This window comes from Catenulispora sp. MAP12-49 (assembly GCF_041262705.1).
Lineage (GTDB): Bacteria > Actinomycetota > Actinomycetes > Streptomycetales > Catenulisporaceae > Catenulispora.
This window is the reverse complement of sequence record NZ_JBGCCP010000029.1, coordinates 88,038-101,042: the sequence shown is the minus strand read 5'-3', so window position 1 is coordinate 101,042 and position 13,005 is coordinate 88,038. Positions and strand designations below refer to the sequence as shown.

Annotated in this window: 13 protein-coding genes and 1 pseudogene; 7 read left to right on the top strand and 7 right to left on the bottom strand. The window is 72.8% G+C overall.

Going from position 1 to position 13,005, the window contains the following annotated elements; genetic code table 11:
- Nucleotides 1-53: 53 nt before the first annotated feature.
- Nucleotides 54-1,250, bottom strand: a complete 1,197-nt coding sequence (locus ABIA35_RS37020) for a hypothetical protein (protein WP_370361023.1) — start codon at nt 1,248-1,250, stop codon at nt 54-56.
- 43 nt (nt 1,251-1,293) lie between these two features.
- Nucleotides 1,294-2,514 carry a Gfo/Idh/MocA family protein gene (locus tag ABIA35_RS37015; RefSeq protein WP_370361022.1) on the bottom strand — a complete coding sequence of 407 codons (1,221 nt, stop codon included), beginning with the start codon at nt 2,512-2,514 and terminating at the stop codon, nt 1,294-1,296.
- A 79-nt stretch (nt 2,515-2,593) separates the two neighbouring features.
- Between ABIA35_RS37015 and ABIA35_RS37010 the strand changes: the two genes are divergently transcribed.
- On the top strand, nt 2,594-3,517 hold the full coding sequence (locus ABIA35_RS37010) for a PmoA family protein (protein WP_370361021.1): 924 nt from the start codon (nt 2,594-2,596) through the stop codon (nt 3,515-3,517).
- Here the strand turns inward: ABIA35_RS37010 and ABIA35_RS37005 are convergent.
- Complete coding sequence (locus ABIA35_RS37005; RefSeq protein WP_370344853.1) at nt 3,495-4,766, bottom strand: DUF1015 family protein; 1,272 nt, start codon at nt 4,764-4,766, stop codon at nt 3,495-3,497. The genes ABIA35_RS37010 and ABIA35_RS37005 overlap by 23 nt on opposite strands.
- A gap of 175 nt (nt 4,767-4,941) precedes the next feature.
- Here ABIA35_RS37005 and ABIA35_RS37000 point away from each other — a divergent pair, with 175 nt between their 5' ends.
- From ABIA35_RS37000 to ABIA35_RS36990, 3 genes are all read left to right on the top strand, one after another.
- A complete protein-coding gene (locus ABIA35_RS37000; RefSeq protein ID WP_370344852.1) occupies nt 4,942-5,388 on the top strand; it encodes a tetratricopeptide repeat protein in 447 nt (148 codons plus the stop codon).
- A 26-nt stretch (nt 5,389-5,414) separates the two neighbouring features.
- Nucleotides 5,415-6,449 carry an HAD-IIA family hydrolase gene (locus tag ABIA35_RS36995; protein WP_370344851.1) on the top strand — a complete coding sequence of 345 codons (1,035 nt, stop codon included), beginning with the start codon at nt 5,415-5,417 and terminating at the stop codon, nt 6,447-6,449.
- Nucleotides 6,450-6,642: 193 nt separating this feature from the next.
- Nucleotides 6,643-6,807 (top strand): hypothetical protein, encoded by a 165-nt coding sequence (locus tag ABIA35_RS36990; RefSeq protein WP_370344850.1) that lies wholly within the window; start codon nt 6,643-6,645, stop codon nt 6,805-6,807.
- A gap of 4 nt (nt 6,808-6,811) precedes the next feature.
- Here the strand turns inward: ABIA35_RS36990 and ABIA35_RS36985 are convergent, their stop codons facing one another.
- The 4 genes from ABIA35_RS36985 to ABIA35_RS36970 all read right to left on the bottom strand — a co-directional run bounded on the left by ABIA35_RS36985 (nt 6,812) and on the right by ABIA35_RS36970 (nt 10,364).
- A complete protein-coding gene (locus ABIA35_RS36985) occupies nt 6,812-7,945 on the bottom strand; it encodes a CaiB/BaiF CoA transferase family protein (protein WP_370344849.1) in 1,134 nt (377 codons plus the stop codon).
- A 39-nt stretch (nt 7,946-7,984) separates the two neighbouring features.
- Nucleotides 7,985-8,611 (bottom strand): TetR/AcrR family transcriptional regulator, encoded by a 627-nt coding sequence (locus ABIA35_RS36980; protein ID WP_370344848.1) that lies wholly within the window; start codon nt 8,609-8,611, stop codon nt 7,985-7,987.
- 84 nt (nt 8,612-8,695) lie between these two features.
- On the bottom strand, nt 8,696-9,025 hold the full coding sequence (locus tag ABIA35_RS36975; protein ID WP_370344847.1) for an alkyl sulfatase C-terminal domain-containing protein: 330 nt from the start codon (nt 9,023-9,025) through the stop codon (nt 8,696-8,698).
- Between the two features lie 10 nt (nt 9,026-9,035).
- Nucleotides 9,036-10,364 carry a glycosyltransferase 87 family protein gene (locus ABIA35_RS36970; protein ID WP_370344846.1) on the bottom strand — a complete coding sequence of 443 codons (1,329 nt, stop codon included), beginning with the start codon at nt 10,362-10,364 and terminating at the stop codon, nt 9,036-9,038.
- A 360-nt stretch (nt 10,365-10,724) separates the two neighbouring features.
- Here ABIA35_RS36970 and ABIA35_RS36965 point away from each other — a divergent pair, with 360 nt between their 5' ends.
- The 3 genes and pseudogenes from ABIA35_RS36965 (at nt 10,725) to ABIA35_RS36955 (ending at nt 12,902) form a co-directional block, all read left to right on the top strand.
- Entirely contained in the window at nt 10,725-11,039 is a 315-nt protein-coding gene (locus ABIA35_RS36965) for a hypothetical protein (RefSeq protein WP_370344845.1), read from the top strand.
- A pseudogene (locus tag ABIA35_RS36960) lies at nt 11,036-11,836 on the top strand (TlyA family RNA methyltransferase); the annotation flags it as partial. The gene ABIA35_RS36965 and the pseudogene ABIA35_RS36960, both read left to right, overlap by 4 nt.
- A 160-nt stretch (nt 11,837-11,996) precedes the next feature.
- Entirely contained in the window at nt 11,997-12,902 is a 906-nt protein-coding gene (locus ABIA35_RS36955; RefSeq protein WP_370344844.1) for an NAD kinase, read from the top strand.
- Nucleotides 12,903-13,005: the final 103 nt, after the last annotated feature.

The following is a 13,005-nucleotide window of genomic DNA, read 5'->3' as shown; positions in this document are numbered from 1 at the left end:
CCTGCGCGGTGCCGGCCCGCCCGGGCCGCATCGCATATCCCGAGCCGGCGTGCTCAAGCCTCCGCGGCCAGCTTCGCGATGCGCTCCATCACGTCGTCGTCCGGCCAGCCGCCGACCTGGTACCGCGTCGGGTGGTACCCCTCGGCGGGCGTCAGTCCCGCCTCCTCGACGACCACCGACCAGGGCACCATCAGCATCTCCTGCTCGCGCTTCGGGAACGCGACCAGGTCCGCCTCCGGCAGCAGCGAGGTGTCGTCGTCGGCCCAGGAGGCGGCCGTGACCTCGGCGCCGGACGGGTCGCGGAAGCCCTTCAGAGCGGCTGGGAAGGGGTCGCCGGAGCCTGCTATGCCGCGCAGGTACTCCGTCTGCGGGCCGTAGGCGTCCATGGCGAGCAGGATCTGCGCGTGCTTGACCGCCGCGTGGGCTCGGTGCTCCTTCGGGGCCTGGTACAGGACCACCGTGCCGTCCTCGTCGACGGTCAGCGGGGCCGGGCTGATCGGGCGCGCGGCCTCGCGCCATTCGTGCTCGGCCACCTCGAAGGCCTTGGTCAGGGCCTCGGCGTCGTCGGTCTCGTAGGCCAGCAGCAGGGTGTTGTTGCTGACCGGGAAGGCCAGGGGGCGGGCGCCGGCGATGCGCTGCACGGTCGCCAGCCAGCCCTGGACCAGCGGCAGGGAGGTCAGGTAGGCGTCGCCGTTGTCGGTCAGGCGGGTCGGCTCGGTGCTGCCCTCGCGGCGGCGTGCTTCGTCCAGGGACGTGGTGACCGTGCGGGCCATGTTCCGGTGCGCGGCGTCGAACGCCTCCTCGGCGCTGACGCCCCAGCGCGCCAGGTCCGCGCAGCCGGCGTAGCGCATCGCCGAGGGGGTGTCGACGACCAGCATCTCCGCCAGGTAGGGCCCGGCGGGTCGGCTGACGATGTCGAACTTCGGGTCGGCCGGGATCGGACGGAGGACGGGGCGTACCGCGGGCTGCACGTCGGCCCAGTCGTCCGGCGTCGGCGGCAGCGCGGCGACGTCGACCAGCCGGCCGATGGCGGCCTTGCGCACCGCGGCCGGGGCGCCCTGGCTCTCGCGGAAGACCGTCTCCAGGTTGATGACCGCCGGCTCGCCGCCCTGAGCCCCCTGATACACCACCTGGAACTTCTCCGGGTCGTAGTCCGCGCACGCCACGGAGTCCACCGCTCTGACCCGGGCCGCGACCTCTTTGCCGAACCGGTCGCGGGCCGACCCGAACAGTCTTTCGGCTATTCCCATGGCCGGCGACCCTAGCGCAGGCCGCCGACCGCGAGGTGTCCGTTCAGTGATCGGGAAGTGCCCAAGGGGCACCGGCTTCGGAGAACAGCAGTCGATCCCGTGCGCAGGCCTGCACGAGTTCGACGACGCCGGCCAGTGTTCTCGCCCGTCCTACCTTCGAGTGCTCGAACGAGACGTACTCCGCGGGGATCGCATGGGGTTCGGGCGCGTCCCGCACCGCCTCCAGCACGGCTGTGAAGCCGACGGTGTCCTCCAACGGGACCATCAGCGGCACCTCGTCGGGGCGCTCGCGGTGGTCCAGGAGGTTCGCCAGCAGATCGGCCTCGGGGAAGGTCTTGTTCAGTTCCGTCTTGCTCAGTTCCTCAACGCCGGTGCTCACACCAGAGGTAGAACGGGAGACGGTCAGCTGACCGGCGGTGTAGTGGAAAACCGCCTCGCCCTCGGTGCCCTGGACCCGCACCCACGGATCGATCTCGGAGGCCTTCGGGGCGCAGACCGAAACCGCGACCACGATCGGCGGCGCGCCCGGCAGTTCGATCCGGACCGCGGAGGTGTCGTCGGCCTCGACGGGGTTCGCGTGGAACAGCTCCAGCTGCGTCCGCTCGGGGACCTGCGTCATCGCGTCCTTGCCGAGGACGGCCAGCGCGGTGACGACCGCGTGCGCGAACGGGTTGGTCAGCGCGCCGTCCAGCGCCGGCACCCCGTTCATCCAGCGCTTCCCGGCCCACGGCGCGCGCTGCCAGTACGTCTCCGGCCGACACCAGGCCCCGGCCGCCCCGATGCCGGTGACCTCGCCGATCGTGCCGTCCGCGATCAGCGTGCGCAGCGCCGGCAGCGCGGCCGAGCCCAGCGACTGGAAGCCGACCTGCACGATCCGGCCGGTCTCGGCCGCGGTCGTGCGCAGGGCCGCGAGCTCGGCCAGGCCGGTGACCGGCGGCTTCTCCAGCAGGACGTCGGAGCCGGCGCGAAGGGCGGCTTCGGCCAGGGCGAAGTGCGTGGGGGTGGGTGTGGCGATGAGCGTGATGTCCGGGGACACGGCGGCCAGCAGGTCGTCGAGGGTCGCGTGGCGGGCGACGCCGTCCGGGATAGTGCCGGGCTCGGGCGGATGCGGGTCGGCCACCGCTGTCAGCAGTAGTCGGCCGGCCCGTTCGAGCTCGGCGATGCGTTGCGCGTGCCACCGGCCGTGGCCGTGGACGCCGACCAAGGCGACGGTCGGGGTGGCTTTCGGTGCGACCTTCGGGGCGACGGCCGGGGGTTGACGCACGGGACCACCTCCGTTGAGGATCTGTCGCGGATCGTTCTCGTGAACGGTCACAGGAAGGCTAGCAAAGCCGGGAGGGCCAGTGACCGCCTCGGATTCCGGATTACCGGCCGCACCTGTCGTGAGCGCGAACGGCGACGAGGTCAGCGTCCGTGTAGGCGCGGTGGAGGTGCTGCGTGCCCGGTTCGCCGACGAGGCGATCCCGGCCCGCGAGTGCCGCGCCCCGTATCTCCATCCGATACGGACACTGGCCGGAGGTGTGGTGACCGGGCACCGTCCGTACGACCACCGGTGGCACAAAGGCCTGACCATGGCGGTGCCGTATGTGGCGGGCTCCAACTTTTGGGGCGGCCCGAGCTACGTCGACGGCCGTGGCTACGTCGACCTCGGCGACGTCGGCCGGATCGCCACGAACTCCTTCGAGGTGCTTCCCGACGGCACGGTCGCCGCAGAGCTGGCGTGGATCGGCGCCGATGGAGCCCCGGTCCTGGCCGAGCGGCGGACGTTCGCGGTCCGCTCCGTGGATCCCGAGGCGGGCTGCTGGACGTTGGAGTTCCGCAGCGAACTGCGAACGCTCGGCGCCGGCCCGGTGGCGTTCAAGAGCCCGACGGTGCTCGGCCGCGACCGGGCCGGCTACTGCGGCTTCTTCTGGCGCGGGCCCCGGTCGTTCACCGGCGGCCGGGTGCTGGCCGCGAACGGCTTGGAAGGCGCCGAGGCGCTGATGGGGGAGCGCGCGCGGTGGCTGGCGTACATCGGGGAGTTCGACGAGCGTGACGGCTTCGCCACGCTGGTGTTCGTCCCGGACGGCGCGGCGCCCGAGTGGTTCGTGCGCAGCGAGGACTACCCCGGGGTGAACCCGTCGCTGGCGTTCCGGCAGCCCCGGGTGCTGGCGGCGGGGGAGCGGCTGGCGGTGGGGTACCGGGTGGTGATCGCGGACGGCGCCTGGTCGCGGGGGCGGATCGGGGAGTTGCTCGATCGGGGAGCTACTCCTCCAGTAACCGCATGACCAGCCCCGTCGCCGGCTTCGGGCCGAACGCCGTGGACTTGCGCGGCATCAGCACCCCGGCCCCGGCGAGCTGGCGCACCACGTCCTCGGTGGTCGGGCGGAGCAGGACGGCGGTGCCGCCGATGCGCGCCGCCTCGGCGACCGCGTGGACCGGGTCGTGGTCGAAGCGGACCTCCTCGGGGGTGTCCGGGAGCTGCCAGATCGCCTCGACCAGGACGTGGTGGAGCACGGTCGCGTCCAGGGCGCGCCAGGCCGCCGGCTTGTCGGCCGGGACGGTCTCGGCCAGGACCGCCGGGTCGGGGGCGGTGAGCAGGTAGTGCGTCGTGCCGTTCGACAGGACGAAGGCGTGCTCGCCCGCGGGGATCGCGTCCAGGGCGTGGTGCGGGTCGGAGGTCTCGCGGACCGCGAAGACCTTGCCGGCCTGCGTGACCGCCGTCTTCAGGGGGACGTGCGGCAGGACGCGGTGGATCGCGTGCAGGCTCAGCGGGTAGCGGCTGGTGTCGACCAGCAGGGCCAGGCCGTACGCCGCCGGGCCGCCGCGTTCGGCGCGCAGGCGGCGGTAGGCGGCGTGGCGGTGGTGGCCGTCGGCGATCAGGGCGCGGTGCCAGAGCAGGTCGGCGGCGATGCGGGCGGTTGCCGCCGGGTCGGTCAGGGCCCACAGGCGGTGCTCGGTGCCGTCGGCGGTGATGGCCGCGGTCAGCGGCTCGGTCCGGTCGGCGACGCCGTCCAGCAGGTCCGAGACGGTGCGGTCGCCCTCGTAGGTGAGCAGGATCGGCTCGATGTGGGCGTCGGTGGCGCGCATCTGCGCCAGGCGGTCGGTGACCACCGAGTCGGTCACGGCCTCGTGCGGCAGGATCGCGCGGTGGGCCGGGGCGGGCTCGGCATCGTCGAGCTCTACCAGAGCGATCAGTCCGCGCTGCCGTCCGCCGCGGCCGGTCTGCTCGTACACGTAGAACGCCGCCTCGCTGTCCTGCCGCAGCACCCCGTCGTCGATCCACGACCGCAGCGACGTGGCCGCGCGGTGGTAGCGCACCGGTGCGCCGGGCCCGCCGGCCAGCTCTTCGGGCGCGGCCAGGATCAGGCGCACTACGTTGTGCTCCTCGATGTCGGCCAGCCGCCTGGCCTCATCCGGACCGATCATGTCGTACGGTGGCGAAGTGACCGCCGACGGGTCGGAGACCCGGTCCGGCGCGAACCGCAGTCCCCGGAAGGGGAGGATTCTGAGTGCCTGCGGATCGTTGTGTGCCATGCACGCATCGTACGGTTCGGAGCAATTCAATACAGCAGCGCGTAGCGTTTCCTTAACGGGCGGCGGTGGGTGACGGGTGGGCGCATGACGTGGGTGGAGGGTGGAAAGGAAAGACGGCAACAAGGTGTCACGGATGGGGAGCCGGTAGCGGGAGCCGAGGACGACGGAGGATCTTATGTCTGAGCGATACGGTGAGTACGACGCCGAGGACGGTGTCGGCGAGCCCACCGGAGAGGCCGCTGACTGGTACCGGCAAGGCGTGCAGCTGCTGGAGGCCGGCGATCCGGCCGCCGCGGCGCAGCTGCTCACCAAGGTCGCGCTGAAGACCCCCGACTCCGCGCCGGTGCTGGAGGCACTGGCCCGCGCCCACTTCGACGGCGGCCTGTACGAGCAGGCCGTGGAGAGCTTCGCGCAGCTGGCGCATGTGAGCCCGGACGACGACTACGCGCAGTTCGGCTGGGGCCTGGCCGCGGCCAAACTCGGCCAGATGGATGTCGCCGTCGAGCACCTGTCGGCCGCGGCCGCGATGCGGCCGGAAATCCGCCACTATGCCAACGCCCTGCGCGCTGCCAGGTCCACTTTGCGGGAACAGACCGGCAAGAAGGGGCTGGCCGACACCTGAGCACCGGGATGTGATCAGATAGTGGTGTGACCGCTGAGACCACCGAGGGCGCCGGCAGCGCCGGGCTCGTGCCCTTCCTGACGTCGCAGAAGCCGCTCGCCGAGGCGTACGACACGGCCCTGCTGGACCTGGACGGCGTGGTGTACCGCGGCGCGGACGCGGTGCCGCACGCCGCCGAGGCGCTGCGGGCCGCGCACGACCGCGGCATGCGCCGCGCCTACGTGACCAACAACGCCTCCCGCACGCCGGAGGCCGTCGCCGAGCACCTCAACGAGCTCGGCGTCCCGGCCACCGCCAGCGAGGTGGTGACCTCGGCGCAGGCCGCGGCCCGGATGGCGACGGCCTGCGTCGGCGAGGGCGGCCGGGTCCTGGTGATCGGCGGCGACGGGCTGATGGCGGCGGTGCGCGAGCTGGGCCTGAAGCCGGTGGCCTCCGCCGACGACATGCCCGACATCGTGGTCCAGGGCTACTCCCCGGACCTGGGCTGGAAGGACCTGGCCGAGGCCACCTACGCGGTGCGCCGCGGCGTGCCCTGGATCGCCACCAACACCGACACCACGGTCCCCACCTCCCGCGGCATCGCCCCCGGCAACGGCACGCTGGTCGCCGCGGTCGGCGCCGCCTCCGGCGTGATCCCGCAGGTCGCGGGCAAGCCGGAGCTGCCGCTGCACCGCGAGTCGATCCTGCGCTCGGGCGCCACCCGGCCGCTGATCGTGGGCGACCGCCTGGACACCGACATCGAGGGCGCGGTCCGCGGCAACACCGACAGCCTGCTGGTCTTCACCGGCGTGACCACGGCCCGCGACCTGCTCGCGGCCCCGCCGGAGCGCCGCCCGAGCTACCTGGCCGAGGACCTGCGCGGCCTGCTGAACTCGCACGTCGCGCCGACCCGCGAGGGCGTGAACTTCGTCTCGGCGCGCTGGAGCGCCGCGGTGGTGTCCGAGCAGGTGGTGCTGCACGGCCACGGCGACCGGATCGACGGGCTGCGGGCGATGTGCGCGGCGGTGTGGGACTACGGCGGGAAGGTCGACGCCGAGGAGGCGCTGGCGCAGTTGCAGTAGGGGCAGTAGGGCAGTGGGGGCTGGCCGGCGGCAGGGATCGCCGGGGTTGCCGCGCGCGAAGGCTCGCGGGTCGGGTCGGCCTATGGCCTGGTGCGCGAGGCCGACCGGCCAGCAGGGCAGGCGCAGGTCGCCGGCATCCCCTGCCTGGACCTGCCACGTCGCACCCCCGGCGGTCTGTGCCCAGGCTGGCGGCATGAAGGATCTCGAATGGCGTCCGGCGATCCGCATCGTGCTCGTGGATGAGGGCGACTACCCGACCAACTCCGTGGCCTTCGCCGAGGGCTGGGTGTTCGCCAAGAACGAGCACGGCACGGTCGCCTTCCCCTCGACCCAGGTCGTCAAGGTCACCCTCGGCTGAACCCTCAGCCCTGCACTACCGCTCCGGCCTCCACCAAGGCCTCCACGTCCTCGAACCCCCACGCCGCCAGCGCCTCCCGCGTGTGCGCCCCGGGGCCGCACGGCGGCAGGCCCAGCTCGGCCGAGGTCCGCGAGAAGCGGGGCGCCGGGGCCGGCTGTGTGAGCCCGTCGCGCTCCACCAGCGTGCCGCGGGCGGCCAGGTGCGGGTGCTTCGCCGCCTCCTTCGCGGCCAGGACCGGGGCCACGCAGGCGTCGCTGCCGGCGAACACGTCCGTCCACTCCTCGCGGGTTCGGGTGCGGAAGGTCTGGGCGATCAGGGTCCGCAGTTCCGGCCAGCGTTCGCGGTCGTTCTGCTCCGGTGCGCGGCCGGCGATGCCGAGCAGGCTCACCAGCTCGGCGAAGAACTGGGGTTCGATCGCGCCGACCGCCATGTACTCCCCGTCGGAGGTCTCGTAGACGTCGTAGTACGGCGCGCCGGTGTCCAGCAGGTTGGTGCCGCGCTTGTCGCGCCACAGGCCCAGGCTGACGAAGCCGTGCAGGATCGCCGCCAAGTGCGCGGTGCCGTCGACGATCGCGGCGTCCACGACCTGTCCGCGCCCGGAGCGGGCCGCCTCCCACACCGCCGCCAGGATGCCCACCACGAGGTACATCGAGCCGCCGCCGAAGTCGCCGACCAGGTTCAGCGGGACCTGCGGGGGGCCGTCGGCGCGGCCGATGGCGTGCAGGGCGCCGGTGACGGCGATGTAGCCGATGTCGTGGCCGGCGGTCGGGGCCAGCGGGCCGTCCTGGCCCCAGCCGGTCATCCGGCCGTAGACCAGCTTCGGGTTGCGGGCCAGGCAGGCCTGCGGGCCGATGCCCAGGCGCTCGGCCACCCCCGGCCGGTAGCCCTCGATCAGCACGTCCGCCTGCTCGGCCAGCCGCAGCACCACCTCGGCGCCGCCGGGGTGCTTCAGGTCCACGGCCACCGAGCGCCGGCCCCGGTTGAGCACGTCCTTGTCGCCCAGCGACAGCCCGCCGCCGCCGGGCCGGTCGACCCGGACCACCTCGGCGCCGAGGTCGGCGAGCAGCATCGCGGCGAACGGTCCGGGCCCGATGCCCGCGATCTCCACGACCTTCAGTCCCTGCAGCGGCCCGGCCATGCGCCCTCCCGGAGGTCCAACGGCATATCTGACGGTGTATCAGGTTGAGCGTCGATCCGCCTGCTCGAACAACGGCCGCAGCAGCGCCTTCGACCTCTGCCACCGCTCGTCGAGCCGGGCCGAGGGATACGGGTGCAGGAACGACACCATCCGCAGCCCCCGGATCGCCTCCAGCGCGGTGAGCAGCCGCAGCTGGAAGTCCGGCAGCCCGGTCACCCGCGCCCCGAACAGGATCTCGGAGACCTCCATGAGCCGCGCGGTGAGCGTCCGCTCGAACGCGGCCGTCGCCTCCCGCAGGTCCGGATCGGTCCGCGCGGCCACCCACAGCTCGATCGCGGCGTCGAAGGTCGGGCCCTGATGCGCCTTCCACAGCAGCTCCAGCGCGTCCCCGACCGGGTCGGCCGAGCCGGCAAGCAGATCCGGCCTCGTAAGTACCACTTGCGCCTGCTGCTCAGCCAGGTGCCGCACGGCGGCCACCACCAGCTCGTCCTTGGTCGCGAAGTGGTGCACCTGCGCGCCCCGGGAGACCCCGGCCAGCTCGGAGACCCGCGTGGTGGTGGTACCGGCGTAACCGTGCTTCACCAGGCACTCGACGGTCGCGTCGAGCAGCAGGCGGCGGGTGGCGGCGGAGCGCTCCTCCTGGGTGCGGCGCGCGGGGGATGTCACGCGCACCAACTTACAGGCAGCTCTGCCGGTTTGTTGAGGGGGTCGAAGGGGCCGAGGAGGCCGACGCCGCCTCCGGCGCCGGCCTCACAGCAGCTTGCGCAGTCGCAGCAGGTCCGAGATCGAGGCCTCCAGCTTCACCCGGCCCCGAGCCCACGCCGAGGCGAAGTTCAGGTCCCCGGCCACCAGCGCGATCAGGTCGTCGCTGGTGATCGTGAGCCGGATCTGCGCCCGGTCGCGGGGCTCGGTGGTGACGTCCTCCAGCGAGCCCTCGCGCAGTGTGCCGTGGAAGGTCACGTTCAGGTCCGGGACCTTCAGGCTCACGGTCCGTACGAGCTTCTTGCTCGACTCGTCCATGTCGCCGAGCTTCCCGGCGAACTCCTTCAGCGCTTCCCGGCATTCCTCGATGGTGGCCACGCGCGTGACCCTAACGCACCTCGGCCGGTGTGAGCGCGGTGCTCGCGGTCGTCACGCGCGGCGCCGGCAGCGGCGCGTCGGCGGCTGCCTTCTCGCTCCGGCGCGCCACCGCGGCCCAGACCACGAACGACAGCGTGATGAGCATGTAGGCGTCGCCGATGAGGTTCTCCCACCAGCCCCAGTGCATCTCCAGGCCGTGGTCCACCGGGAAGAGCAGTAGCGGGCCGATGAGGAACACCGCGGTGAGCAGGACCAGGCCCGCGATCTTCAGCCGCTCGCGGCCGCGCACGATCTGGATCGCCAGGGGCAGCAGCATCGGCGCGATCCACACCCAGTGGTGCGACCAGGAGACCGGGGAGATGAGCAGCTGGCAGGCGGCCGTCACGGCCAGCGCGCAGACCGTGTCCCCGCGCCGGATCGCGCGGCGCGCGCCGAGGTAGGTCAGGGCGATGACGATCATCGACAGCCCGAACCAGAGGTGCTCCTCGGTCTTCATCGACATGGCCATGCCCGGCAGGCCGCCGAGCCGGTGCAGTCCGCCGCGCAGGGACTGGTTGGCGGCGTATCCGAGGTCGCCGATGCGCGTGGGGTCGAAGACCGTCTCGGTCCAGTACGCCTTGCTGTCGCGGGGCGCCAGGATGAAGCTCAGCGAGGTCGCGCCGACGAAGGCGGCGGCCATGTTGGAGGCGGTCTTCCACTGCCGGCGCGCCACGAAGTAGAGCAGGAACACCGCCGGGGTCAGCTTGATCGCCGCGGCGATGCCGGCCAGCACGCCGCGCGGCAGCCGGGTCTTGGGGCCCAGGGCGTCGGTGGCGACCAGGCCCATCAGCAGCAGGTTGATCTGGCCGTGCAGGAAGGTGCTGCTGATCGGCTCCAGCACCAGGCTGGCCAGCGTGAGGGTGACCAGCACCCGGGGCGTGGGTTCGGGCAGGAACCGGCCTCCGGCGCGGCTGCGCAGCACCAGGTACAGGGTCCAGGTCAGGGCGGTGAACCCGATCGCCACCATCAGGACCGCGGCCAGGTAGTACCCGACGAAGCCCAGCACGCTGAAGACCACGGCCGCGAACGGCGGGTAGGTGAAGGGCAGGTCGGGGCCTTTCAGCGGGTGCGGGAAGCGGGCCGTGTACAGCGGCAGGTCCTTCATGAAGGAGATCCCGCCGTCCCGGTAGACCTTCAGGTCGATCAGCGGGTTCCCGCCCTTGCCGGCTATCAGCCCGACGCCGAAGACCAGCGTGGCCGCGGCGATCCACCAGGCGGCGGCCTTGCGGCGGCTCCACGGCTGCTTGTAGGCCGTGGTCAAGCGGTCCATCCACGGGCCGTCGCCCGCCATCATCGCCATGCCGGCGACCCCCTCACGAATCGGCGCCGGCGACGCGGCAGACCTCAGGCTCCCCACGCGGATGAGGCGTGGGAATCACCTCGACAGCCGCAGATGTTAGCGGATGTGGGCACCACGTGAATGTCACTCGAAAGAGTAGCGAGTTAACGGTGGATGCCATTCAGGAGACGCTCTGACCAGGTTTTCATCGGTTCCTGAAGGAATGACGGCGGGTAGTTGCGCTATATCGCGGATGGCAATTGTGAATCCGCGGTGGCTTTCCGGCGACCTTTCCGTTCTGCTACAGCTTGTCGTAGTTCGTCGGCCGGGGCGCGGGCGGCGGGACCGGCGCCGAGCCGGTCCGACGCGATAGCGTTCGTGGTGAACAACCGGCAACCGAAGGCGAGCGGCGCGAGCATGGACCACAACGACTCCGGCGAGTTCGACGCGGGCGTCGCGCAGGACGATCTGTCCGCCGGCGGGCCGGCGGCCGCCTTCCATGAGACCGCGGACACCGCCGACTTCCCAGTGGATTACGAGCACTCCGGCGACCGCCGCGTGGACGACGCGCTGGACCGGCTCGCCGGGCTGCCCGACACCCCGCTGCCGGGCCACGCCGACGTGTACGACGCCGTCCACACCGAGCTGCGCGCGATCCTGTCCGAGCAGCCCGCGGGCGCCCAGGGCCCGCGGTGACCGCCCGGCGCCGCCTGGACGCCGAGCTGGTCCGCCGCAACCTCGCCCGCTCGCGCGAGCAGGCCCGCGAGCTCATCGAGGCCGGCCGGGTCAGCGTCGGCGGGCAGGCCGCGGCCAAGCCGGCCACCCAGGTCCAGACCTCCGCGGCGATCGTGGTCGCCGAGGCGGATCAGGGCCCGGAGTACGTCTCGCGCGGCGGGCACAAGCTCGCCGGCGCGCTGGCCGCCTTCGCCGGCCAGGGCCTGAGCTTCGCCGGCCGCCGGGCCCTGGACGCCGGGGCCTCCACCGGCGGGTTCACCGACGTGCTGCTGCGCAACGGCGCCGCGCACGTGGTCGCCGTCGACGTCGGCTACGGCCAGCTGGCCTGGTCGCTGCGCACCGACGAGCGGGTCACCGTGCTGGACCGCACCAACGTCCGGGACCTGGCGCCGGAGATGATCGGCGGGCCGGTGGAACTCGTGGTGGGCGATCTTTCGTTCATCTCCTTGCGGCTGGTGCTGCCGGCGCTGGCCGCCTGCGCGACTCCGGAGGCGGACCTGACGCTGATGGTCAAGCCGCAGTTCGAGGTCGGCCGGGAGCGGCTGGGATCCGGAGGCGTGGTGCGCGACGTGGCCCTGCACGCCGAGGCGGTGCGGGACGTGGCCGCCGCGGCGGCGTTGGCCGGGCTCGGGGTGCGCGGCGTGGCCGCCAGCCCGCTGCCGGGGCCGGCCGGCAACGTGGAGTACTTCCTGTGGCTGCGGGCCGACGCGCCGCCGCTGCGGGAGGAGGACCTGGCGCGGGCCATCAAGGAGGGGCCGGCCGGGGACGGGCGGTTCGGCTTCGACATCGGGGGCAGCGACAACGGCAACGGTGGCGACTGCGGCGACGGCGGCGACCACAGCGACGGCGGCGGCCGCAGCGGCGGCAACGGCGGTAACGGCGGTAACGGTAGCGACGAGGGGTCTGGGGACTGAGCTGATGGGACACGGCGAGCGCAACGTGCTGTTGGTCGTCCACACCGGCCGGCAGGTGGCCTTGGACGCCGCGCGGGACACGGTGGCGCGGCTGTGGGCCAGCGGGGTCGGCGTGCGGGTGCTGGCGGGCGAGGCGGGGGAGCTGGAGACCGACGCCCCGGTCTGCGCGCTCGGCGCCGAGGCGCTGGAGGACATCGAGCTGGTGGTGGTGCTCGGCGGCGACGGGACGATGCTGCGCGGCGCGGAGGTGGCGCGCTCGGCCGGGGTGCCGCTGCTGGGCGTGAACCTGGGCCGGGTCGGGTTCCTGGCCGAGGCCGAGTACGAGGACCTGGCCTTCGTCGTGGACCGCATCGTCGCCCGCGACTACACGGTCGAGGAGCGGATGACGCTCGACGTCGAGGTGAGCCAGGACGGCCAGGTCGTGGACCGGTCCTGGGCGCTGAACGAGGCCAGCGTGGAGAAGGCCTCGCGCGAGCGCATGCTGGAGGTGCTGGTCTCCATCGACGGCCGGCCGCTGTCCAAGTGGGGCTGCGACGGCGTCATCTTCGCCACCCCGACCGGCTCCACGGCCTACAACTTCTCCGCCGGCGGCCCGATCGTCTGGCCGGACCTGGACGCGCTGCTGCTGGTCCCGATCAGCGCGCACGCGCTGTTCGCCCGGCCGCTGGTGGTCTCCCCGCACTCGCTGCTGGCGCTGGAGCTCCAGCCCAACGGCGACGAGGCGGGGAGCAAGGGCGCTGTGATGTGGTGCGACGGACGCCGGGTGCTGGACCTGGCGGCCGGGGCGCGCGTGGAGGTGCGGCGCGGGGCCGTGCCGGTGCGGTTCGCGCGGTTGCACCGGGCGCCGTTCAGCGACCGGCTGGTGGCCAAGTTCGCGCTGCCGGTGGACGGCTGGCGGGTGGAGAAGTAGCGCGGTCTCCCCGCGGCCTCCATCGGTCTCCCCGCAGTCTCCAGGCGGCCCGAGGCGGCCCCTGACATCGTGTCAGGGCCGTGAACTTCGCCGTGAACTTCGC